A 23,344-nucleotide genomic window follows, 5' to 3' on the forward strand; every position below is an offset into this window, starting at 1 on the left:
GTTTTTGCGTGTAGTCATCAATAATCAAGGGGTCAAAGGGACCGCCTTGAGGAAAAGCATTAAGACAATGAGGTTGCTAGCAGTCTGTTGCTGATAGTCTTGTTGATAACCTTCATTGAGCAATCAAACAGGTAACCTGGGCTGCTATGCCATGGGTTACCTCAGAGAGAGTAAAGACAAAGAATGAATAGTTTTATCTGTTTAATATCTGATCGAAAAAATATAACAAAAAATGTATGGTGTCGCGTTTGTTTGATTGGTTAATATCCGATTAATTTTAAAAGTGTGACGTAAGTCACTAATTTTTTTGTGGTGCGGTTGTAACGCAGTTAGCGTTTCAAGCCTAACAGGCGAGAGTGGGATGCGAGGGGATGGTATTGCCCAATGTTTGATATCGTGGAGCATAGCGGAACAGATTTTTCCCCGACAAGCCCCAATGTTGCATTAGTGTTGCCATGTATCTGTTTGAGTTTTTCCTTGTTCATCCAGTAAGTAATCAGGCAATTTGAAACTGGCGTGAGGATCCAATGTATCGTTTTACCGCCACGGTACTGGGTTTATTTATTGATTAAATAAGATTTCAAAAGAGTAGATCACTGGAGGGAACTCAGTCCGATTTTGACGATCTGATCAATCGTCAAAAATCACCAAACGGACTGCGTTATGCCTATCATAGCATCAATACTCCGAAATGAACGACGTGACACGGAACTACTGTTGTTAATTTATGTGGCAATATTTACACTATTTTAACCCGCAATAACATGGCTTTTCTACGAGTTTATTATAGAAAGGGACCAGAAATAGGATGCTATTTTTGACCCTTTTTTAGTGGTTAATTATAACTCATTGATTTAATTAAGAGATTATCTTGTGCTTGGAAAAAGGGTTTTTCTCCTTTATAGTCGTTTTGCTCTTTAATAATCAATAGATTAAAGTTAATATGCAACAGTTCACTGCCGTACAGGCAGCTTAGAAAAACTGGGTTAACCCGCCATTATCACTTTCTATGTTCACTGCCGTACAGGCAGCTTAGAAAATGACACAGATTTATTCCTGCAAAGCCTGAAAGTTCACTGCCGTACAGGCAGCTTAGAAAAGATACCAGCTAAGATAAACGACTGGTTTGACCGTTCACTGCCGTACAGGCAGCTTAGAAAGCGATTAATTTGAATGTTGAGAAAATAGAAACGTTCACTGCCGTACAGGCAGCTTAGAAAAGTTCGAACTCTACGCGACTCCAGCTTCCCTTGTTCACTGCCGTACAGGCAGCTTAGAAATTATCCACAAATCAAGGGGATAATTTTAACTAGTTCACTGCCGTACAGGCAGCGGCGCACTCAATTGAGTGCGCTAAAAGGGGAAAAAATCTTGCTTCCTGGCGATATGCATCAATTCTTATGTTTCTGAGCATATTCTTCACTATTAACCCATTGATGGTCTTTTTCCCAGGTAAATAGCCATTTGCGGGTTGGTCCGGCCATGACGTTGAGATAATAATTGTCGTAACCGGCAATGGTTGCTACTGGGTGATAACCTTTAGGAACCATCACGACATCCTTGTTGTAAACAGCCATTGATTCATCCAGTGAACGGTCATCGGTATAGACGCGTTGCATACAGAATCCTTGAGATGGATTCTGGCGGTGGTAGTAGGTTTCCTCCAGATAGGTTTCCTGTGGTTCGTTGTCCATATCGTGTTTATGGCTGGGATAGGAGCTGGTGCAACCTTCATCGGTAAAGACTTCGACCACTAATAAGCTATCAGCCGGTTTGTTATCCGGCAGGATATTGTGAACATAGCGCTGGTTGTAGCCGCGCCCGCGTTTTTCTGCGTCAATATCTTGTGGTGCAATCAGGCGCGTCGGGTAATTTCCTTTACCCGGTGCCTGGCATACCGCCAGTTCGAGAGCCGTGTCGGCAATGACGTCAACCGCTTCTCCGGCGGTGATATAAACTGCATAGGGTTTTTTGCGTTCAAATGGCCCCATGCGATCACCAATATGTGCAAATTTCTGATGTGGCGTGGTGACCGTGGCTTTCCCAGCCACCAGCACCAGACAGGTTTCGTTTTCTGATGCCGGTATTGAGATTTTTTCATTTGGAGCCAATTCATAAACATCGAAGTGGACATATTTCCAGTTTGCAAATTCCGGCGTGATATGTTGAGTGCGTTTGTTTTGATCCGGTGCACGATATTTTGATAATAATTTGGACATATTATCTACCCTCAGTATTGCTTTTGCGTAAGTCAAGTCGTGATTAATTAAAACAATCCGGCATCCTTGGCAAATTTGTGTAAGTTGTTATAACCCATCGTTGCGTAGGTGAGCGGGTGCGCAACGGCAGGATCTTGTTCTGCTTCAACCACCAGCCAACCGTTATAATGGTGCTTTTTTAGTACCTGAAAAATTGACGGATAATCTACACAACCCTCTCCCGGTACGGTAAATACGCCATTCAGCACTGCATTAAGGAAACTGGTTTTACAATTTTTCACATCCTTGAGGACATCAGGGCGGATATCTTTGCAGTGAACATGGTTGATTCGTTCTGCCCAGCATTCTGCAACCGCCAATGGATCAGCACCAGCAAATGTCAGATGGCCGGTATCTAGCAACAATCCAACTTCATTTCCGGTATTTTTCATCAAATAATCAATATTTTCCGCAGTTTCAATGACGGTTCCCATATGGTGGTGATAAGCAATCTGAACGCCTTGTTCTTGAGTGTAATGAGCGAATGCAGTCAGTTTTTCACCGTATTCTTGCCAGCGATCAGCGGGAAATTGAGGGCGAAGATGGACCGGCTTGCGCTGATAGCCGTGAATGCAATTTGTCACTTCAGCAAATACCATCACATTAGCCCCCAGTTCGCGTAACAATGTCAGGTGAGCCTGTACCGCTTTAATCTCTTCTGCTACCGAACGGGTGAGTAATTCACCAGAGTACCAGCCGGAGACCAGTTTTAGATCGTGTGCGGCAAGAATGGGGCCGAGTACGCTGGCTTGACGAGGGAATTTATTGCCCAGTTCAAAACCGGTAAAGCCTGCCTGACGGCCTTCAGTTAAACAGGTTTCCAGCGAGGTTTCTGCGCCAAGAGTGGGCAAGTCATCATTGGTCCAGGTTAGAGGGTTAATACCAAGTTGAACCGTCATTATGAGTCTCCAGTAAGATGAAATAATTTTGTTATATTCCTATCCGCGCTGACGCCACAGACTAATCAGGTTGTGATAGTTGGTTTTTATTTGTTGAATCAGTTCGTTATCATCAATTTCATTTTTTAGCCACTCTAGAGAAGGCCGACCGAACAGGGTTCTTCCGACAGCAAAACCTTTAACGATAGATTTTCCGGCTGCGGCATTGAAACCGGCTTTGAGTTCTTCCTGTGGTGCATCAAGACCAAGAATCACTACGCCGTGGCAATCTGGGTCCCGTTGCTGGATTAAATGGTTAATCTTGTCCCAGCTATCGGCGCTGAGAGGTGGAAGTTTCCACCAATCCGGTTTAATGCCAAGGTTATAAAAGCGTTTGAGCGCCCGGATATAGTATTCATCTGCATGTTTCATTTCCGCAGGTAAGATCACTTCCAGCAAAAGTTCATGGCCGGACTTACCGCAGGCGGCATAAATTTCCTGAATTTTTTTCTCTTGTTCCAAACGAAGCGAGTGAGCATCTTCTGGATGAAAAAACACCAGACATTTAACGATCTGTTCCAGCGGCCAGTCGATCAGTTGGGAACCGATATTGCCATGTTCCAGACAGAGCGGGCGGGAGCCAGGGAGTTCAATTGGCCGGCCTATCCACCAACCCTGGCCGGTCATTTCATTTAAAACATCCTGACCAAAAGTGCTGTCACATAACAGGCCCGCTTTTCCTTGTAATCCAGCTTCTGCGGCCACTTCCCGGCTGGCACGCAGTAAAAGTTGTTTTAATAATGGGATCCGCTTGAGGCGGGTATCGGCTTGACGAGCCATGTCGATAAATTGGATACGGTGGTCAAATGCCATCACGTACAGTTCATCCCACTGATTTTTACGGGCACCAATACGGTGAAGGTGATTTAGTGTTTCATCCAAATCGGGGCGTGGTACCTGATGGGTTCGTGACAGATAGTTATCAAGCTCTTTTTTATTTGGCATTGCCGGAGCACACCCATGACGGGAAACAACTAATGCACCACAGGCATTGGCGTAGGCACAAGCTTTCTCCCAGCCTTCGCCATTAAGGTAGCCCCGCAACAGGCCGGACATAAAAGCATCCCCCGCACCCAGTACGTTGAGGACATCAATCTGAATTCCCTGTACGGTAATGCTATCGTCCAGATCATCAGGAATTGCAGCGGTGAAAACAGAACATCCCAGTGGCCCACGTTTGCAGACCAGTTCCGCAGAAGTCTGTTCACGGATATTGCGTAGTGCTTCGATGGTATCTGTGGCACCGCCCGCAATGTGAAACTCTTCTTCTGTTCCAACAATCAGGTCAAACAGTGATAACACTTCCTGTAACTGGATGGTTACCTGTTCTGATTCGATATAACGGGTTTCACCATCTCCCAGAGAAGTCAGCCCCCAAAGTACAGGGCGATAATCAATATCAAGAACCGTTTTCACACCATTACGGCGGGCATAGTTAAGGGCAGTTAATACTGCCTCGCGGGTATTCGGATGAGAGAGGTGTGTTCCGGTAATGGCCAAACAACGGGCTGATGCAATGTATTCTTCGCTGAAATCATCACGGGTAATCGCCATATCGGCGCAGTTGTCACGATAGAAAATCAGCGGAAAAGTTGTTTTATCTTTGATCCCCAGTAGCACCAGTGCAGTAAGACGTTCTTTATCAGTAATCAGGTGGCTGGTATCACACCCGGCACGTTGTAACTCTTCCCGGAGAAAACGGCCCATGTGTTCATCACCAACTCTGGCCAGCATGGAAGATTTAAGTCCCTGACGGGCAGTACCATAGGCAACGTTACCGGAAGAACCACCAAGATATTTTGCAAAACTTCCCATGTCTTCCAGGCGAGCCCCGATTTGCTGACCATAAAGGTCAACGGCGATCCTTCCCATACAGATAACATCAAACTTTTTTTGCTGATCCATTGAACAACTCCTTATTGAGTACAACATCAAGTGTTGCTATGGTGTGCTCCGATAATGGAGCGTTAATTAAAAAAATTAATTAATTTCAGTGACATTCACCCAGCGTTGTTCTTTATAAGAATGGGCAATAGCATCCAGAATACGCGAGACTTTCCAGCCTTCGGTGAAATCCGGCCACATTTCTTGATTGTTGGCGATACCATTAATCAAATCCCTGATTTCCACTGTTTTTTGATCATTGAAGCCGATGCCATGACCCGCGCCGTTGCAGAATGGTGCGTAATCAGGGTGATTTCACACACGAGTCTGCCGGCCAGAGGGAAAACAGTCGGAGCTTGTGTATAAGCAATTGCATGTGCCCGCCCGATGTAACCAGCACCAATTAATCCGATACGAATTTTTTTCATCATGGTTTCTCCGAATTAAAGCTGACAAACCGTTTATTGCGTGCAGTAGGTTTTTGAGTGTTTGTTAACCCTGGTTGTTGTCGCACACCTGTTATACGGAATGTTTGTTTCATGTTAAACTTTTTTAGAAATATTAATTTCGAGTTGTGATCTGATCAGGATTTTTCAGATAACATAGCGTTATAAAGAGATTTTTCTATTGTTTCTTAAACAGAACCTTACCCACTTTAGAGAACAGATAAAGCAGGATTAGTGCCGCAATCAGGTAATAAATAATCATTATTATTGTGGGAACATGATGTGCGAGAAATACGTACATAGAAATCGCGCCCAAAACAATTAACCATGCAACAGGTTTCACCATAGACCACGGCGTAATATCTACTTGCTCGGTATAAACATCTGCAAATGGTTTGGCTGGAAAGAAATAACCAATAGTCAGCATGAAAATAATATTGAGGGCAAATAAAATACCGACCAAATGAAAGAAATGCAGGTCAATTTTTAAAATGAAGTTACAGATAATATAAGCGGACATACCGAATAGCAGGCCGAGTTTAGCGGCAATAGGGGGCACACGTTTAGTCATTAAGCCGACCAGTACCACACTAAGAATGGGGGCGTTAAAAATTCCCTGTAATTGTTGAATGAGATAGAACAGGCCATCCGGCGCATTAGCAACTAATGGGGCAACGATCATGGTTATTAAAGCCAACCCAAGCCCCAGATATTTACTAACAGCGACGGTTTGAGCTTCGGTTGCTTTGTTGTTGATGCGTTGTCTGTAGATATTAACGATAAAAAGTGTCACAGATGAATTAAGTCCTCCACTAAATGTGGAGAATACGGCACCGACAACGACAGCCGCAAAAAAGCCAACCAATATTTCAGGCAAAACCAGATGTACCAATTGTGGATAGGCATTATCCGGGTTATCTATTTGTCCTTTGAAAATATGGAACGCAATAATGCCTGGCAGAATAATAATGGATGGAATGATGAGCTTAAAGAAGGCACACAACATGACGCCTTTTTGCCCTTCGGCCAAATTTTTTGCACCAAGCGCTTTCTGAACGATTGATTGATTGGTACACCAGAAAAACATATTGGAAACAATTAAACCGGTAAATAAAGTGGAGAAAGGAACCAGCGAATCCTCACTGCCGATAGAGTTAAATTTATCAGGGTTAGCCTGATAAACTGCAATTAACCCTTGCCAGGCATCGCCATTGCCGACATACAGCAAGGCAAAAATTGTTACCATTAATCCACCGACGATTAAGCCGACGCCGTTAATCGTATCCGCCACTGCAATCGCTTTAATACCCCCAAAGATAGCGTAAATGGCACCTAATCCACCGACACCCCAAACCATAACCCATAACGCTGTGGTTTTATCGACGCTGAATACATTTGAAACCTGGAAGAGACTTTCTAATGCAATCGCACCGGTATACAACACAATTGGCAGCAGTGAAATGACATACATAGCCAGGAATAGTATTGAGGTAATAAGCAGGGTATTTTTGTCAAACCGGCGTTCAAGATATTCAGGAATGGTTGAAATGCCGAATTTCAGATATTTAGGCAGGAAATAAATAGCAAATAAAACAATGGTAATCGCGGCTATTACTTCCCAGGCCATGACGATAAATCCGGCTCGGAATGCTAACCCATTTAGACCGACTAAATGTTCTGTAGAAAGGTTCATTAATAGCATAGAACTACCGATATAAATACCGGTGAGAGAACGCCCGCCAAGAAAATAGCCTTCAGTGGATTCTGTCAGCCGGGCATTATGTGTTTTGTAATAAGCAAAGCCAGCGACTAATAGGGTAAATCCGATAAATGAGAGAAAAGCTGACATATTATCCTCCACGCCTGATTGCCGGTTTTCAGGCAGAAATGAGCTGACGGGAAAGGGGTTTTTCCCGTTTTTATTGTGAAAATAAATTGTGAGTCAGTTATTCCGGTGTGGCCTGTTTTATAATTTGATTTCTTTACCAGAGTGCAGGGATTCAAGCGCTTTATCGGCCAGATAGAGTGCCTGTTTGCCATCAAAACCACTGCATTCTGATGTGGTACGGTCAGCCATGACATTGACGAAATGATCCCATTCAGCAATGTAGGCATCTCGGTAACGTTGCAGGAAGAAGTGCTCTGGTTTGGCGGCTAAACAGCCGGTGTTTTCCCAGAGTTCAACGCTGTTTTCTTTGAGGTTACCGGCACTAAGCAACCCTTTTTCACCATGTAGTTCAATCCGCTGGTCATAGCCATAACCGGAGCGGCGGCTGTTAGTAATAGTTGCCATTGCGCCTGATGGGAATTTCATAACGATAAAGGCGGTGTCAATATCACCTGCTTGCCCAATTGCCGGATCAACCAGATTACTGCCTTGGGCATATATTGAACATGGTTCTTCACCGAGAATAAAACGTGCCATATCGAAGTCATGTATTGTCATATCCCGGAACATCCCCCCAGAGGCTCTGACGTATTCAGCAGAGGGAGGCGAGGGATCACGGGAAGTAATGAGCAGAGATTCGGCTTTGCCTATTGTGCCGGTATCAAACAGTGTTTTTAACCGTCGGAATTGCGGATCGTAGCGACGGTTAAAACCAATAAATAAGGGGACTTGATACTGTTTAACGGTTTCAAGGCAGTGATGAACACGTTCAATATCAAGGTGAACCGGTTTTTCGCAGAAGATTTTTTTGTGATATTTTGCTGCGAGTTCGATCAGATCTGCATGAGTGTCCGTCGCTGAGGCAATAAGAACACCATGAACTTCCGGATCCGATATTGCCTGTTCAACGGCTTGTACTTTTGTCTGGTATTTCCGTGCTAAAGATTCAGCACTTTCTTGGTTCGGATCGACAACGGAATAAAGACAGGTTTCTGTATGATTAGCGATATTCGCTGCATGTACCTGCCCAATACGCCCGGCGCCAAATAATGCAATGTTGAACATGGATGCTCCTTGATACCTGAGGACTGCTTTTGGGATATTCAGGAATATATCAAATAAAACATTTATTTCAATTTAACTGTATTTTGAAATTATATTTTTGCGTGCCGGATAGCATTTTGTAATTATAATATTGGATTTATGTTAATCAGATCACGTAAAGTAAAATTCGTACTGGCCGGAATAAACTATTTTTCCTTTAAAAACCAATGAAAATATCGATTCGATTAAGTTATTGCTGCGTTTAGCATAAAGATTGAATAAAAGGGTAAAACAGTTTATTTTCGAAATAAAAATTTCAAAAACAGTGTTGAAATTCATCAGGGAAGGTGGCTTGCCAGATGGCAAGCCGTCAACCGTTAATACTGACGTATCTTGGTTGCAATCATCTCCTTTATTTTCTTTGATGCGGATTCTATCGCGGGATCCTTCGCTACCTGTGCCGTTCCTATTCGCCACCATGATTCATAATCATGTGTCATGGTCTTCGGCAGTACTTTGATATCTATCAATACGGGTAAGGCCTGTTTTCTGGCTTCCTGTAATGCGTAAAACAGCTGTTGTTCATCGTGAACGCTGTAACTTTTGCAGCCGTAGCTTTCGGCATTTTTGGCAAAATCGACTTTAATCAGTTTTCCATCCATGTCACCACTTTCTGGGTTCCGGTAACGGTTTTCTGTACCAAAACTGCCCATTCCCTGGCTCATTTGCAAGTTGTTGATACAGCCGAATCCGGCGTTATCAAACAGTAGCACGGTGATTTTGATATTTTCCTGTACTGCGGTTTGCAGCTCTGAATGAAGCATCATATAAGAGCCATCACCCGCTATGGCATAAACGGGTTGGTCGGGACAAGCGAGTTTGGCACCAATAGCAGCGGCTATCTCATAGCCCATACAGGAATAGCCATACTCAAGATGATAGGTATCCGGTTGTTTAGGTTGCCATACCCGCTGTAAGTCGCCGGGTAGGGAACCTGCGGCACCAACAATAATCGCTTCGGGTTCAAGGTATTTATCCAGTAATCCCAATACCCTGGTTTGTGTCAGGCGGGTTTGTAATGTCTGGCGGTATTCTTCCAATTTATCATCAAGATGACCGGGGATTTCTGGCGTAAAACCTTCCTGATACTGAATTTCGAATAGACGATTTAACTCTTTTCGCCACACTGCCTGCGCCTGAGAAATTTCATCTTGATAACTACTGCGATAATTCGATTGAATAAGCTGCTCTGCAATAGCAGTTAATCCTGCCCGGGCATCTGCCACAACAGGGACCGCATCCAGTTTACCGGCGTCGAATTCCGCTACGTTGAGAGTGAGAAATTCAACCTCTGGATTTTGAAATAGCGACTTGGATGCGGTTGTGAAATCAGTAAACCGGGTGCCGACGCCAATAATCAAATCCGCTTCTTTGGCTATCAGGTTGGCTGTAAGACAGCCTGTTGTGCCTAAACCACCACAATTAAGTGGATGGCCGGCAACCACCGCGCTTTTACCTGCCTGTGTTTCAGCAAAAGGGATATTGAAGTTTTCTGCGAACTGACGGAAAGCTTCATGGGCTTCTGAATAGCGCACACCGCCACCGCAGATTAACAAGGGCTTTTTCTTGCGGCTGATGAGTGTCACTGCATCGTTGATCATGGCGACAGATGCTGGGCGGCGTTCAATACGATGGATCCGTTTTTGGAAGAAATAGTCAGGAAAATCCCAAATCTCGCCTTGAACATCTTGCGGCAGACAAATTGTGACAGCGCCGGTATCAGCGGGATCGGTCAGAACCCGCATGGCATTAATCATTGTACTCATGAGTTGTTCCGGTCTGGAGATACGATCCCAGTAACGGGAAACAGGGCGGAAACAGTCGTTTGTGCTAATAGTAGCGTCATGGAATTGCTCAACTTGCTGTAAAACCGGATCAGGTTGGCGACAGGCGAAGAGATCACCGGGTAATAGCAACAGCGGGATCCGGTTAGCTGTAGCGGTTGCAGCGGCGGTTACCATATTGGCAGAGCCAGGGCCGACAGAGGAGGTCACAGCGAAAATCTGTTTGCGCTTTTTCTGCTTGGCAAAACCGGTTGCGATATGGGCCATGCCTTGCTCATTGCATCCCTGGTAAACGGTCAAGTGACCGGGATCTTGCTCCAGTGCTTGGCCTAATCCGGCAACATTACCATGGCCGAAAAGGGTAAAAATTCCTCTGATGAAGGGGGATTGTTCACCGTCTACTTCCACATATTGTTGATTCAGGAATTTCACCAATGCTTGAGCGGTTGTCATTGTTGATTTGTTCATGCTACAGAACTCCATTTTATTCCATCGTTGGCATGATAAAACTGCTGGCATGATGTTCTAACCTGATACTTTCCGGCCAACGGCTGGTGACTGTTTTCATGCGGGTGTAGAAACGGACCCCATCATTGCCATGAACGTTAAGTGGACCAAAAATTGAACGTTTCCAGCCACCAAAGCTGTGGAATGCCATTGGTACCGGAATTGGGACATTAATGCCGACCATACCGGCCTGTACCTCTTCGCTGAATTGGCGGGCGGTTTCTCCATCGCAGGTGAATATGGCGGTACCGTTACCATACTGATGGTGATTAACTAACGTTAGTGCGGTGGCATAATCAGGTACACGAACAATGGCCAGGACCGGGCCGAAAATCTCTTCCTGATAGATTTTCATCTCTGGGGTGACGTTATCAAACAGCGTTGGGCCAATAAAATAGCCATTTTCATAACCGGGAACATTGAGTTGACGGCCATCGATCAGTAGGCTGGCCCCTTGTTCTTCGCCGTTGGCGATATAGTCACAGATTTTGGCTTTGTGCTGGGCTGAGATAACCGGGCCCATATCATTCTCTTTACTTGCAGTCATACCGGGGCCGACAGACATTTTACTGATCTGTTGATGTAGTTTTGCAATCAAGGCATCAGCGGTTTCATCGCCAACCGCTAATACCACAGACAATGCCATACAACGTTCACCTGCCGCGCCAAAAGCCGCACCCATAATGGCGTTACAAGCCATATCAAGGTCCGCATCCGGCATGAGAATACAGTGGTTTTTTGCCCCCCCGAGTGCCTGACAGCGCTTCCCATGAGCAGAGGCCGTCGTGTAGATATATTCGGCGATAGGGGTAGAACCAACAAAGCTAACGGCTTGGACTCTCGGATCAGTCAATAGTACATCAACTGCCTCTTTATCGCCGTTGACAACATTAAATACGCCATCAGGTAAACCGGCTTGTTTAAGCAGTAGTGCCAATTCAACAGCAAGAGAAGGATCTTTTTCTGAAGGCTTCAATACGAAAGTGTTTCCTGTCGCCAGAGCGATAGGAAACATCCACATAGGAACCATTGCCGGGAAGTTAAAAGGGGTGATACCGGCACAAACACCTAAAGGTTGCATCAATGAGTGGCTATCGACGCCTGTTCCGGTATTAGCGGAATGTTCACCTTTTTGCAAATGAGGAATGCCACAGGCAAATTCAACGACTTCCAGACCACGAGTTAATTCACCGATAGCATCTGAGTAGATTTTTCCATGCTCTTCTGAAATCAGTTGCGCTAATTTGTCTATATTGGCTTCCAGTAATGTTTTGAACTGGAACATCACACGGGCACGTTTAAGCGGTGAAATTTTAGACCATTCGCGGTAAGCCTGATGAGCAGTTGCAATTGCCTGTTCAACTTCATCGGCTGTGCTTAGTGCGACCTGACGTATCTGTTTTCCCGTCGCTGGATTGAAAACAGGAGAAAAACGGGTGCTGTGACTAGGAATGAGTTGCCCGCTGACATAATTCTTTATTTGTTCCATTCTAAGCCTCTCTTGCAGATGTTAATGTTTGTACTGAATCAGAAACGTTGGTAACAGGTATATGGAATATTTATTTCATTTTCAATGATATTTGGCGCAAAAAGCAATTGGTGTGATCGGCGTAATGTTTTTATGAATAGTTGGTAATTAGGTAACTAATTAGTTGTTAATCAATATGATGATAATAGTAAATCATGAAAATTAATGGATTGTATATTTCATTTTCAACTATAAAAATGAAATATGATTCATCTTATGCTGCAAAACTATTACAATTGCTGGCGATAAATTTTATGGGGGATTTATGTCTGTAGCATCGAATCTGAATGAATTTCAAGAACAAGTCCGTTCACGCTATGGTGAATTGAGTAAACGCTTGCAACAAGTAGCCCGATATGCGCTGGATAATACTAATAGTATGGCTTTTGATACGGTTGCTGTGATAGCCAAAGAAGCTGATGTTCCTCCATCAACATTAATTCGTTTCGCTAATGCGTTTAATTTCAGCGGCTTTAATGAAATGAAACAGCTATTTCGTGTGCATATGGTAGAAGAGACCGCCAGTTATGCAGACAGAGCCAGATTATTCAGGGAACTGGATGGTGAGCAGGAGCCGCTGGAAGATCCACAGCATATTTTGCAGGAATTTGCTCGTTCAAATGTGCAGGCTATGCAACAGTTAGCTACCCGAACAGCCCCTGGAGATTTAAAAAACGCGGTAGACTTATTGGCTCAAGCTAAGAATATCTACATTATTGGGCTGCGCCGTTCTTTCAGTGTGGCTGTTTATCTCTCTTATGCATTGAGTCATCTGGAATGCCGTCCATTATTAGTGGATGGTTTGGGGGGGATGTTCAGGGAGCAAATTAACTTAATTGGGCAAGAAGATGTTGTCGTTTCAATCAGCTTTACCCCTTATGCAGAAGAGACAGTGATGATCAGTGAGAGGGCAGCGAAGGCCGGGGCGAAACAGATAGTGATTACTGATAGCCAGATTAGCCCCCTTGCCAGTTTCAGTGATGTCTGTTTTGTGGTTAAAGAAGCACAGGTGGATGCATTTCGTTCCCAGTCTGCAACGTTGTGTTTAGTGCAATCTTTGGCAGTTGCTCTGGCTTATCGGCAAGGAAACACTATTTAATTTTTAAGTGACGTTCTTGTATTCCTGATGAACACTTTAATCAATTATTAACCCGTTGGTGCCGGCGGGTTAATTTCTACCGGGTTAGTGGAAAAATCTCTGTTTAAACAAAATGTAAACCTGATATTGATAACCGGTTTTTTATACGTAAATGTTGTTGATTCCTATTGACAATAATTATTTAATAATCGTTTGGAGTTATGGTTTTAAAGAGGGATCACACGATGATTAAAGGATCGCGTTACATTTTCGTCATTTTATCTGCAATTTCTTTCCAGTCATTTGCTTTAAATTTCCATTACAAAAGTGATATTCCGGCAGACAATAAGCCATCGGCAGAATATATGAAGCAGAGAGAAAATCTTGAATCCAACCATTTGAATGTGGATAAACTCACTGCGGATAATGAACTTGTGAAAAAATGGGAACAGAAAAAACAGGTTGAAGAAACAAAAAGATATGCCGAACGCTGGCAGGATGATGAACGATTTAATTATGGGATCAATGGAGGATTGAATCATAGACTTAATGATTCAATCCAGCGGGATATTGAGCGAGCTCATCGAATTGAACAGAACGGGGGAATGACCAGAAGTAACTTTTTTGATAAGAAATGATCACTATTCAAAGTTATTTGAATAGTAAATTAAATGAGTTCACCTCTATAATTTATTGGTTAACAGTCGTAACCCTTTGGCTGATATTGCTTTTTTGTCCGGCTATGCTTCCCAGTTGAACATTTGAATGGTTATTTAAGGGGATGGTGCTCAATAAGGGTGAACAGGCAATACAGGCTTATTTTTCAATGGATTGATGGTATTGCAGTTGATACATATCTGGATCCTCATAACTATTAAACTGAGGGAAATAAATATAGTTAAGCCATCAATCATAACGGCAGTACACTGATGAGTTTGTTTTTAGGGGCATAAAGCCATCTTATGATTCAGATGGCTTTATGCTGGCGATAAATATTATTGAGCTTTTGCTTCTGACTTATCAGCATAATTGAGGAGACGGCGGATGGGGACAATTAACACCATCAACACGGCCGCGCAAATAATCAGAGCCAGAGATACGCGGGAGAACAGATCAGGCAGGCTGTCCAGTTGATCTGCACGAACATGTCCACCAATCAGGCCTGCGGCCAGATTACCCAGTGCATTTGCACAGAACCACAAGCCCATTACCTGACCACGCATTCGGGATGGTGCCAGCAGCGTCACAGTAGCAAGGCCAATCGGGCTAAGGCACAGTTCACCGAGTGTCAGAAACAGAGAACTGGATACCAGCCAGAAAGGAGAAACGGTTTCACCTGTTGCCAGCACATTTTGCGCAGCCAGAATCATCACGCCAAAACCACCAGCGGCTAACAAAAGACCAATAATGAATTTACTGATACTGCTTAGGTTGATGTTGTTTTTTGCCAATCTGGGCCAGAACCAACTGAATACGGGGGCCAGCAGGATAATAAACAGTGCATTAATTGACTGGAACCATACTGTCGGGATCTCAAACCCCATTACCATACGGTCAGTATAATCATTGGCAAACAGGTTGAATGAAGTTGGTGTTTGCTCGTATGCAGACCAGAAGAATGCAGCAGATACCAGCAGGATAAAACAGACCAGCAGGCGCGAACGGTCACTACTGCTTAAGCCGGCAAACAGGAACAGATAGGCAAAGTAAAGTATTACACAAGATGAGATCACATAGACCATTGTGCTGGCTACGGTGACCGGATTGAATGGAATTATACCAAGGATTAGCAGAGCAATAATGGCAATTATAGCGATAACAGTAGCAAAGACCCATTTGCCGACGTTTTTACGCTTTACTGTAGGGCGATCCCAATTTGAATCCAAACCTCCCTCTTTATCATATTGGCGCATCAAAGGGATCGTGTAGAAACGGAATATCAATAGGGCAGCCAGCATTCCCAATCCACCGATACCAAAACCCCAGTGCCAGCCATAGTCACGAACCAGCAAGCCTGTAGCCAGCGGAGCAATGAAGGAACCAATGTTAATTCCCATATAGAATAGGGAAAAACCACCGTCACGACGTGGGTCATCTTTTTTATACAGAGTTCCGACCATAACAGTGACACAGGTTTTAAACAGTCCTGTACCTAATACGATCAGTAATAAACCGATGAAGAACAAGTGATGACTTAAAAAAGCGGAAAGTGCGATAGACAGATGCCCTAACGCAATAATGATCGAACCATACCAGACGGCTTGACGTTGACCTAACCAGTTATCTGCCAGCCATCCGCCAGGCAGGGCAGTCAAATAAACACTACCGGCAAAAATACCGACAATAGCAGCTGCTTGTTCACGAGGAATACCCATACCACCATCGTAGATGGATGCCGCCATAAACAAGATCAGTAGTGGGCGAATGCCGTAGTAAGAGAAACGTTCCCACATTTCTGTGAAGAACAGCGAACTTAATGGATAAGGGTGCCCAAAAAAGGTTCGGTTTTTTGTGTTGTTAATAGAGGATTGCATCTAAGTTTTCCTGTAATACTGCACTCTGGGAGTGTAGTGTGTGCAACAAATCAAGCTCTTGAAAAGCTCTCTCAGCGTTGGTTTAGAGCAAACAAAAAAGCCACGCTTTTTTAGTAAATGACATCCTGTCTTATTAATATATTTTTAACATACTTTCCGGCTAATTTTATTAATAAACAGGATATCTCGTGCTTTATATTCCATTTTTCATGGTAAAGTTCGACAGAAATCTCATTTTTTATCACGTAATGATGAGAACTATTGACTTATTCATATTTTCGTAAATAAAAAGATTTTAAAGTCATTTAATAATAGTTATGAGATATAAATAATTTTTTCAGAGTCCAGATATTGAGAGTGATAATGAAAGGTAAAAAAGTACAGTCATTTGATTGTTAGCTTTGTTTTTATTTAGCCATTTTAGTTTCTATTTTTTGTATAAAAATCGGTCATGAATAGGATTAAAAGGTACAACACCAATATTGGAATAGGGTAATAGACTATCAGGCTGTATTTAAACTCATTATGGCCGTTTCTTGGATGAAGAAACAGCCATAATGATATTTAATGAACTTTGTCAGCCTGCCCGTACAGAGAAGGCTGACCATTAGGCCGGGTTTTAAAGCGACGATGTAGCCACATATATTGATCAGGAGCCTGTAAGATTTCCTGTTCCACGACTTTGTTCATAAAAGCTGCTGCTTTCACTTCATCATCTTTAGGGAACCCATCTACCGCAGGTTGAATAATTAATTCATAACCTTTTCCGTCAGGCAGACGGCGGGGGGTAAATGGGATCATTGCCGGATCAGCGAGACGCGCAAGGATAGAGGTTCCTGTGGTTGTTGCTGCATGTTCTACCGCAAATAGTGGCGCGAATACGCTATTTCGTGGGCCGTAATCATGATCGGGTGCGTACCAGACGATTTCACCATTTTTCAGGCAGCGGATCATGCCTTTGACATCTTTCCTATCCAGCATATATTTGTTGGAGCGCAGTCGTCCCCATATTTGTAACCAATCCATGACCGGATTATCATTTGGGCGGTAAACACCAATTCCCGGATTGAGTAAACCGAGAATTCTGGCGCCCAGTTCCAGCGTCAGGAAATGAACACCGATAACGACAATTCCTTGTCCACGAGCTTGGATTTTCTGGATGTTTTCCCGCCCGGTAACTTTAAACCAGCGTTCTACCCGCCAGTCCGGCCAAAACCAGGCTATACCTGTTTCAAATATCCCCATTCCGACGGATTCGAAGTTTTTTATTAGCAGCTCACTGCGTTTCTCTTGCGACATCTCCGGAAAACATAGCTCAAGATTTCTTTCGGCAATTCTGGTGCGTTTTTTCAAAAAGCGCATGGAGAATCTGCCCAGACGGGTGCCTATCCAATAAATAATGGGGTAGGGGAGCAGGACCAGCAAGTAAAGCAGGCTGATACCAAACCAGGTAAGCCAATAACGGGGATGAAGCAATGAGCGTTGAAAAGAAGGTGCGTGTATCATGGATTCTCAGGTTATTTATGGTTCCAAATAAGATGGACAAAACAATTCACCTATTGTGACACTTTTTGACGGGATATCGAAGTTTTCAGACATGAAATGTTGAGGATATCGATTGTGAGTCATGTTCTGGCCGGTTCTACTCAACTGCCTGCTGTTTTCTTTCTCTAGTAGAGTAGCGTGTTGGTCTGTCATCCAGTTTTGCTATCCGCAAAGAATGATATCTTATAACTTATTGATAAATAATCACTAAAATAGTTATTCAGAAGCTATTTACAATGTGAGTGGATAATATTACTGTTTGTATAAACAGTAATGTTCGTGGAGGGAAAAACTATGCATGTAGAAGTGACTATTGATAAATCTAAGAAGCTGCCAAAAGGTGCTGTCCCTGCTCTTGCTGTAGAACTGGATAACCGTCTTAAACGCCGTTGGCCTGATATTAAAACCCATGTGAAGTTAGCGGGTAATGATGGGCTATCTGTCTGGGGTGGTACTCCCGATGACAGGAAAGTTGTTGAAGAAATTCTGCAAGAAACATGGGAAAGTGCTGATGATTGGTTCCAGCCCTGAATGAGGGTTAAGCTAAATTACAGCCAGTTAAACCTGTCGGTTGCGAGTAACCTGAGGTGTTTATCCTATAATCTGTGATGTGAAGGATTTCATGATCAATCGATGGGAGGGGAAGACCTCCCATTTTATTATTGATTTCCGGTTACCGCGTTACAAATTACTACTCGTTGAAAATCATTTTCGTTATCATACCTGCTTGATGGCGGAGGTCATCACTTATTACATTTAATCTTATGACTTGAAATTCAGGAAAGTACACCATGCCAGTGTTACATAACCGCATTTCTAATAAAGAGTTGAAAGCACGTATGCTGGCGGAGAGCCAGCCTCGTACTACCCTCTCTTTTTATAAATATTTTAATATATTAGATCCTCAGGCTTTCCGCGATAGCCTGTATCAACAGTTTACTGAGTTTTCAGTATTTGGCCGGGTTTATATTGCCAAAGAAGGGATCAATGCACAGATAAGTGTACCAACTCATCATCTGGAAGCATTTAAAGCGTTACTGTATCGCGTCGATCCTGCATTGGATAATTTGAGGTTGAATATCGCCCTTGATGATGATGGAAAATCTTTCTGGGTTTTGCGTATGAAAGTGCGTGACCGAGTAGTGGCTGATGGTATTGAAGATGAAACTTTTGATTCATCAAAAACCGGTGAATATCTTAAAGCAGAGCAGGTCAACCAGATGTTGGATGATCCTGAGACGCTATTTGTCGATATGCGTAATCACTATGAATATGAAGTCGGGCATTTTGAAAATGCAATTGAAATTCCTTCTGATACCTTCCGCGAACAATTGCCAATGGCAGTGGAAATGTTGCAGGATAATAAGGATAAAAACATTGTGATGTATTGCACCGGTGGTATTCGGTGTGAAAAGGCCAGTGCTTATATGTTGCACAATGGTTTTAGAAACGTATATCACGTAGAAGGCGGTGTTATCGAATATGCCCGTAAAGCCAGGGAGCAGGGATTACCAGTGCGTTTTATGGGTAAAAACTTTGTATTTGATGAGCGGATGGGAGAACGTATTTCAGATGATGTTATTGCTCATTGCCATCAATGTGGAGCGTCTTGTGATAGCCATATTAATTGTAAGAATGATGGTTGTCATCTGCTGTTTATTCAGTGCCCGGAATGTGCTGCTAAATTTGAAGGTTGTTGCAGCGAAGCATGTGGGGAAGAAGTCAGGCTACCTGAAATGGAACAGCGTGTTCGTCGGGCTGGTAGAGAAAATGGAGCAAAAATATTTAATAAATCCCGGCATCGTCTACAGGATGGATTAAATATTACTTCATTACAGTTGACTAAATAGTATTGTTAATAGCTGGCACAGAGATTGCTGTGCCAGTTTATTTTAAGATAATAGCTTTTTCAGTAGAGATATTTGAATATATTGTAAATAAAACAGAGTTCAATTCTATTATGCACTTTTATTTTTTCAGCAATATGCCTTTTATGAGAATAGACTGTGCTATTACTGATGTTTAGTTTTTGGGATATCCGGTAATTCGGAGCTTCTTTCATCCAGTAATCGATGATTTTATGCTCTTTCGGACTGAAAATAGAACAACATCCATCAATTGTCGCCCGATGTCTCTGAATTTCTTGTAATGTTATTTGACTCAATTTATTAAGTAAATAGGGCAGGCTTTTCTTTGCCAGAATAAAAGTATTGCTTTTCAGTGCAATATGATTTTCACAGTAAGGATAGTCACTATTAAGGTATATATAGATACGTGTGTTACCTACAAGAGTAATAAATTCCTGTAAATGAGAACAATAACTGGAATGGTGACAATAATGAGTTAAATTAACTAAAATAATATCAGGAGAAAAACGTGCTACAATATCTATAGCTTCGTTAATTGAAGGTGAATTAACAATTTCAATATTTTCAACATTGTCGTTTTTCTTTAAAAACTCACTGATACCTGAACGGGTGTAATAGCACTCTTCAACGACTAAGATTTTCATTATTGTACGCCCCTGTTCCTGTTTGGCCGAACTCACAATAAACGCCTTATCTATCGATAGTCAACTCGGCAATTGCGATAGTTAAGTCAGCTTAATCCGAAATTATTATCTAATGATATGGTATTATAGACAAAATCGTTGGGGTGAATCAATGTGCCTCCAGGCCGGACACCCGGTTACTTGGGTGTCCGGGCTTGAGATTATTAGTGCTTAGTATGGTTCAGATCGCTGTATTCTGAGGATTCGATCTTTTCAATCCCTGCCTGGAGGATATATATCAACTGCTTTGCAATGTCAGTTGTCAACCATAAGGTTCTATCTACCATGACATGTTCTGGTGTTTGATCTTGGGAGGATAAATAGTGAAGGCGTAGCATCACGGCATCATACGTATCAACGGTACTGATATCCCAACCTACAACAGGATGCGTTTGAATAACTTCATCTTTACTGCCCATAAAACCTCCTAATCAGATCACTACATTATTTATTAATATCATTGACTAAGAGCAAACTACCTCATTCTTGAATGAGTCATTATTAGTATATGCTTTTTAATGAAAGTAAGAAGGTTTTTTGTTAGGAATTATTGGCCCATTCGCTGGTGGGTTGACAGGCCATGTAAATTAATGGGGACGATGACTATCCCCATGTGTATGTCAGTCTGCTACTTTTACTTCCCAGCGGGCATCTTCGCCAGCCAGAAATGGAATAAGTTTTTCATTGTTGCAATCAATGTGTTCAATGACCATGGAAGATTGGCGAGTCAATTCGACAAAGCCTTCGTTGACGGGCAGTCCATAAAATTTAGGGCCATTAAGTGAACAGAAAGCTTCAAAATGGTGTAATGCATTCATCTCTTCAAACACTGTTGCGTAAGCCGGTAATGCAGATGGCGCGTTAAATACGCCGGCACAACCACAGGATGACTCTTTTTTGTGCAGCGAGTGAGGTGCAGAGTCTGTACCTAAGAAGAAGCGATCACAGCCACTGGCGATGGCGGCACGCAAAGCATCCTGGTGAATATTGCGTTTCAGAATAGGCAGACAGTACAGGTGTGGACGTATCCCACCAACCAGCATGTGGTTACGGTTGAACATTAAGTGCTGTGGAGTTAATGTTGCTCCCAGATTATTACCGCCTTCCAGTACATATTGTGCAGCTTCTTTGGTTGTTATGTGTTCAAACACAACTTTCAGTGCCGGGAACTGATTACGCAATGGTTCCATTACCTGTTCAATAAAACGGGCTTCTCGATCAAAAATATCGATATGGGAAGCAGTAACTTCACCGTGTACGAGCAGAGGCATCCCCAGTTTTTCCATTATGCCTAATAATGGATAAATATTCTTTATATCAGAGACACCGTGACTTGAATTGGTTGTGGCATTGGCAGGGTAGAGTTTACAAGCGGTAAAAATGCCTTCTTTATAACCCCTTTCTATCTGAGAACTATCAGTAGAATCAGTAAGATAGCAAGTCATAAGAGGCTGGAAATTATCTCCTTCGGGGATGGCTGCCAGTATTCTGTCTCGATAGGCTTTAGCACTAGCTACGTCTGTAATCGGCGAAAGCAGATTAGGCATGATGATAGCCCGTCCGAAATAGTGACTGGTATAAGGAACGACGGTTTTTAGCATTTCACCATCACGGAAATGAATGTGCCAGTCATCAGGGCGGCGGATTTTTATTGTATATGATTTAGTGGTCATGAAACCGGCTCCAGTATATATGATAGGAAGGAAATATGCTGAGTTCAGCATATTCAAGCCGGGAATGGATAATAAAGCCAAAACAGTTAAATAGCTATTAATGAATGTAATTTTTAGTAAAAAATTTAGTTAAATCAATAAACTTAGGGTAATCAGAGGTGGATTTTCTTATCAACAAGAAAAAAATGAAATATGAGGGTAAAACAAGAAATGAAGTTGGCTCCTCCAACTGGACTCGAACCAGTGACATACGGATTAACAGTCCGCCGTTCTACCGACTGAACTATGGAGGAACTCCTTCACAACGGGGCGCATATTAGCGGCACATTTTTGCTTTGTCAAAGTAGAAAACGACAAATAATGTTTGTTTGCTGGAAAACTGAACTTGTTGGTTTGTTTTTATGCTGAATAATGGTTGTTTGCTGGAATGGTATGCTACAAAGGTGGGTTTGATAGAATTATTGTGTCTTTGTCACATTGTCAGTGACTGGCGAGATTAGGAAAGCAAAAAGCCCGCATCAAGCGGGCTTTTCTTAATTTGGCTCCTCCAACTGGACTTGAACCAGTGACATACGGATTAACAGTCCGCCGTTCTACCGACTGAACTATGGAGGAATTGCGTTACAACGGGGTGCATATTAGCGGTACACTTTTGCTTTGTCAAAGCAGAAAATAACAAATAAGGTTTGTTTGCTGGAAAACTGAACTTGTTGCTCTGTATTTATGCGGAATGAAGGTTGTTTGTTGGAAACTGTATGTTATGGAAGTCGGTTGATTAGGATTATAAATGTTACGTTGTAACTGAAGAGTGGGGTCAGAAATGCAAAAAGCCCGCACTAAGCGGGCTTCTCTAATTTGGCTCCTCCAACTGGACTCGAACCAGTGACATACGGATTAACAGTCCGCCGTTCTACCGACTGAACTATGGAGGAATTGTTCCTGAGAACGGGGCGAATAATAGCTAGGTATTTAGGGCTTGTCAAAGGGGAAAAGTGAAAATTGAGTTTGATTGATTAACTGATGTTCAAAATTGTGTTTTTTACTATTTTTTAATCAATCAAACTTTCCAGTTCAGGAAATATAAGAATTAACTAATATCTATCTATGATAGTTAGATAGTGGAAATATTATCTGTTTTTTATTTATAAAATAATTGATTGTGAGTATTAAAAATATAAGTAAATATATATCTAGTAACTTTATTTCAATGTTATTTATAGGATTTTTATATTTAATGATAATTTTCTTTTTTATTTATTTTAACAGGTCACTTATTGTCTTTTGATATTTATTTGTGAATTTACTTGTCTATAATTCTTAATTGAAAAAGTAATTTGTTCTCTAACCTCCAATTTGTAAAGCATGGCATTAATCGAGGCCGAAACAGATGTAAAAGAGCTCACCATTGATAATGAAGTTTTATTCACCGCTAACATGCTAAGATATTTTTAATTTAGTAATGGATTAACATTAATATCCAAAGTGCAATGAAAAAATAAAAGCCATTTCATGAAAAATTTTACAAAATTTAATAAATAAAAATTTAATGTTATAAGGTTAAACTATTATTAAGGAGGTGAAAATAATTATAAATATAAAGTCAGTAGATAATGTTTCTCCTGAAAA

General features: G+C 42.3%; 17 protein-coding genes, 3 tRNA genes, 2 pseudogenes and 1 CRISPR repeat array. Of the genes and pseudogenes, 5 read left to right on the forward strand and 17 right to left on the reverse strand.

The annotated features are described in order from the left end of the window. Positions 1–951 precede the first annotated feature (951 nt). Positions 952–1,340: a CRISPR direct-repeat array (repeat unit 28 nt; unit sequence GTTCACTGCCGTACAGGCAGCTTAGAAA). A gap of 51 nt (positions 1,341–1,391) precedes the next feature. The 9 genes and pseudogenes from iolB to C5471_RS08465 form a co-directional block, all read right to left on the reverse strand. Further along, on the reverse strand, positions 1,392–2,219 hold the full coding sequence (iolB, locus tag C5471_RS08425; RefSeq protein ID WP_133815943.1) for a 5-deoxy-glucuronate isomerase: 828 nt from the start codon (positions 2,217–2,219) through the stop codon (positions 1,392–1,394). Positions 2,220–2,266: 47 nt separating this feature from the next. Continuing rightward, a complete protein-coding gene (iolE, locus tag C5471_RS08430) occupies positions 2,267–3,157 on the reverse strand; it encodes a myo-inosose-2 dehydratase (protein WP_133815942.1) in 891 nt (296 codons plus the stop codon). A gap of 39 nt (positions 3,158–3,196) precedes the next feature. After that, positions 3,197–5,101: a bifunctional 5-dehydro-2-deoxygluconokinase/5-dehydro-2-deoxyphosphogluconate aldolase gene (locus C5471_RS08435; RefSeq protein WP_133815941.1), complete on the reverse strand. Its 1,905-nt coding sequence runs from the start codon at positions 5,099–5,101 to the stop codon at positions 3,197–3,199. A gap of 75 nt (positions 5,102–5,176) precedes the next feature. Next, positions 5,177–5,392, reverse strand: a pseudogene (locus C5471_RS08440) (Gfo/Idh/MocA family protein); the annotation flags it as partial. Continuing rightward, positions 5,308–5,511, reverse strand: a complete 204-nt coding sequence (locus tag C5471_RS08445; protein ID WP_133815940.1) for a hypothetical protein — start codon at positions 5,509–5,511, stop codon at positions 5,308–5,310. The gene C5471_RS08445 and the pseudogene C5471_RS08440, both read right to left, overlap by 85 nt. 193 nt (positions 5,512–5,704) lie before the next feature. Continuing rightward, positions 5,705–7,375, reverse strand: coding sequence for a solute:sodium symporter family transporter (locus C5471_RS08450; RefSeq protein ID WP_133815939.1), 1,671 nt, complete (start codon positions 7,373–7,375; stop codon positions 5,705–5,707). A gap of 117 nt (positions 7,376–7,492) precedes the next feature. Continuing rightward, positions 7,493–8,479, reverse strand: coding sequence for an inositol 2-dehydrogenase (iolG, locus tag C5471_RS08455; protein WP_133815938.1), 987 nt, complete (start codon positions 8,477–8,479; stop codon positions 7,493–7,495). 356 nt (positions 8,480–8,835) lie between these two features. Further along, complete coding sequence (gene iolD / locus C5471_RS08460) at positions 8,836–10,770, reverse strand: 3D-(3,5/4)-trihydroxycyclohexane-1,2-dione acylhydrolase (decyclizing) (protein WP_207627261.1); 1,935 nt, start codon at positions 10,768–10,770, stop codon at positions 8,836–8,838. Between the two features lie 16 nt (positions 10,771–10,786). Further along, on the reverse strand, positions 10,787–12,298 hold the full coding sequence (locus C5471_RS08465) for a CoA-acylating methylmalonate-semialdehyde dehydrogenase (RefSeq protein WP_133815937.1): 1,512 nt from the start codon (positions 12,296–12,298) through the stop codon (positions 10,787–10,789). 304 nt (positions 12,299–12,602) lie between these two features. Between C5471_RS08465 and C5471_RS08470 the strand changes: the two genes are divergently transcribed. The 3 genes and pseudogenes from C5471_RS08470 to C5471_RS08480 form a co-directional block, all read left to right on the forward strand. Continuing rightward, entirely contained in the window at positions 12,603–13,436 is an 834-nt protein-coding gene (locus C5471_RS08470; protein WP_133815936.1) for a MurR/RpiR family transcriptional regulator, read from the forward strand. A gap of 224 nt (positions 13,437–13,660) precedes the next feature. Continuing rightward, on the forward strand, positions 13,661–14,053 hold the full coding sequence (locus tag C5471_RS08475; RefSeq protein WP_133815935.1) for a hypothetical protein: 393 nt from the start codon (positions 13,661–13,663) through the stop codon (positions 14,051–14,053). Between the two features lie 117 nt (positions 14,054–14,170). Further along, positions 14,171–14,293 (forward strand): annotated as a pseudogene (locus C5471_RS08480) (type II toxin-antitoxin system RelE/ParE family toxin); the annotation flags it as partial. A gap of 117 nt (positions 14,294–14,410) precedes the next feature. Here C5471_RS08480 and C5471_RS08485 read toward each other — a convergent pair. Next, the gene (locus C5471_RS08485) at positions 14,411–15,949 is read right to left on the reverse strand and encodes a peptide MFS transporter (protein WP_133815933.1); all 1,539 of its coding nucleotides are present in this window, start codon (positions 15,947–15,949) and stop codon (positions 14,411–14,413) included. Between the two features lie 564 nt (positions 15,950–16,513). Further along, the gene (locus tag C5471_RS08490; RefSeq protein ID WP_133815932.1) at positions 16,514–17,455 is read right to left on the reverse strand and encodes a Kdo(2)-lipid IV(A) acyltransferase; all 942 of its coding nucleotides are present in this window, start codon (positions 17,453–17,455) and stop codon (positions 16,514–16,516) included. 333 nt (positions 17,456–17,788) lie between these two features. Between C5471_RS08490 and C5471_RS08495 the strand changes: the two genes are divergently transcribed. Further along, positions 17,789–18,025: a DinI-like family protein gene (locus C5471_RS08495; RefSeq protein ID WP_133815931.1), complete on the forward strand. Its 237-nt coding sequence runs from the start codon at positions 17,789–17,791 to the stop codon at positions 18,023–18,025. Between the two features lie 260 nt (positions 18,026–18,285). Continuing rightward, positions 18,286–19,344 carry an oxygen-dependent tRNA uridine(34) hydroxylase TrhO gene (trhO, locus tag C5471_RS08500; protein WP_133815930.1) on the forward strand — a complete coding sequence of 353 codons (1,059 nt, stop codon included), beginning with the start codon at positions 18,286–18,288 and terminating at the stop codon, positions 19,342–19,344. A gap of 59 nt (positions 19,345–19,403) precedes the next feature. Here the strand turns inward: trhO and C5471_RS08505 are convergent, their stop codons facing one another. The 6 genes from C5471_RS08505 to C5471_RS08530 all read right to left on the reverse strand — a co-directional run bounded on the left by C5471_RS08505 (position 19,404) and on the right by C5471_RS08530 (position 22,650). Then, the gene (locus C5471_RS08505) at positions 19,404–20,006 is read right to left on the reverse strand and encodes a LuxR C-terminal-related transcriptional regulator (protein WP_133815996.1); all 603 of its coding nucleotides are present in this window, start codon (positions 20,004–20,006) and stop codon (positions 19,404–19,406) included. A gap of 203 nt (positions 20,007–20,209) precedes the next feature. After that, positions 20,210–20,464, reverse strand: a complete 255-nt coding sequence (gene bssS / locus C5471_RS08510; RefSeq protein ID WP_133815929.1) for a biofilm formation regulator BssS — start codon at positions 20,462–20,464, stop codon at positions 20,210–20,212. Positions 20,465–20,665: 201 nt separating this feature from the next. Next, the gene (gene pyrC, locus C5471_RS08515; protein ID WP_133815928.1) at positions 20,666–21,718 is read right to left on the reverse strand and encodes a dihydroorotase; all 1,053 of its coding nucleotides are present in this window, start codon (positions 21,716–21,718) and stop codon (positions 20,666–20,668) included. A 217-nt stretch (positions 21,719–21,935) separates the two neighbouring features. Next, positions 21,936–22,011, reverse strand: a tRNA-Asn gene (locus tag C5471_RS08520). A 246-nt stretch (positions 22,012–22,257) separates the two neighbouring features. After that, a tRNA-Asn gene (locus C5471_RS08525) sits at positions 22,258–22,333 on the reverse strand. Positions 22,334–22,574: 241 nt separating this feature from the next. Continuing rightward, a tRNA-Asn gene (locus C5471_RS08530) sits at positions 22,575–22,650 on the reverse strand. Positions 22,651–23,344: the final 694 nt, after the last annotated feature.

It is taken from the genome of Photorhabdus tasmaniensis (assembly GCF_011189505.1).
Classification (GTDB): Bacteria; Pseudomonadota; Gammaproteobacteria; order Enterobacterales; family Enterobacteriaceae; genus Photorhabdus; species Photorhabdus tasmaniensis.

Coding starts and splice junctions, on each gene's coding strand:
- iolB (WP_133815943.1), bottom strand. CDS start 2,219: ATGTCCAAATTATTATCAAAATATCGTGCACCGGATCAAAACAAACGC.
- iolE (WP_133815942.1), bottom strand. CDS start 3,157: ATGACGGTTCAACTTGGTATTAACCCTCTAACCTGGACCAATGATGAC.
- C5471_RS08435 (WP_133815941.1), bottom strand. CDS start 5,101: ATGGATCAGCAAAAAAAGTTTGATGTTATCTGTATGGGAAGGATCGCC.
- C5471_RS08445 (WP_133815940.1), bottom strand. CDS start 5,511: ATGATGAAAAAAATTCGTATCGGATTAATTGGTGCTGGTTACATCGGG.
- C5471_RS08450 (WP_133815939.1), bottom strand. CDS start 7,375: ATGTCAGCTTTTCTCTCATTTATCGGATTTACCCTATTAGTCGCTGGC.
- iolG (WP_133815938.1), bottom strand. CDS start 8,479: ATGTTCAACATTGCATTATTTGGCGCCGGGCGTATTGGGCAGGTACAT.
- iolD (WP_207627261.1), bottom strand. CDS start 10,770: ATGAACAAATCAACAATGACAACCGCTCAAGCATTGGTGAAATTCCTG.
- C5471_RS08465 (WP_133815937.1), bottom strand. CDS start 12,298: ATGGAACAAATAAAGAATTATGTCAGCGGGCAACTCATTCCTAGTCAC.
- C5471_RS08470 (WP_133815936.1), top strand. CDS start 12,603: ATGTCTGTAGCATCGAATCTGAATGAATTTCAAGAACAAGTCCGTTCA.
- C5471_RS08475 (WP_133815935.1), top strand. CDS start 13,661: ATGATTAAAGGATCGCGTTACATTTTCGTCATTTTATCTGCAATTTCT.
- C5471_RS08485 (WP_133815933.1), bottom strand. CDS start 15,949: ATGCAATCCTCTATTAACAACACAAAAAACCGAACCTTTTTTGGGCAC.
- C5471_RS08490 (WP_133815932.1), bottom strand. CDS start 17,455: ATGATACACGCACCTTCTTTTCAACGCTCATTGCTTCATCCCCGTTAT.
- C5471_RS08495 (WP_133815931.1), top strand. CDS start 17,789: ATGCATGTAGAAGTGACTATTGATAAATCTAAGAAGCTGCCAAAAGGT.
- trhO (WP_133815930.1), top strand. CDS start 18,286: ATGCCAGTGTTACATAACCGCATTTCTAATAAAGAGTTGAAAGCACGT.
- C5471_RS08505 (WP_133815996.1), bottom strand. CDS start 20,006: ATGAAAATCTTAGTCGTTGAAGAGTGCTATTACACCCGTTCAGGTATC.
- bssS (WP_133815929.1), bottom strand. CDS start 20,464: ATGGGCAGTAAAGATGAAGTTATTCAAACGCATCCTGTTGTAGGTTGG.
- pyrC (WP_133815928.1), bottom strand. CDS start 21,718: ATGACCACTAAATCATATACAATAAAAATCCGCCGCCCTGATGACTGG.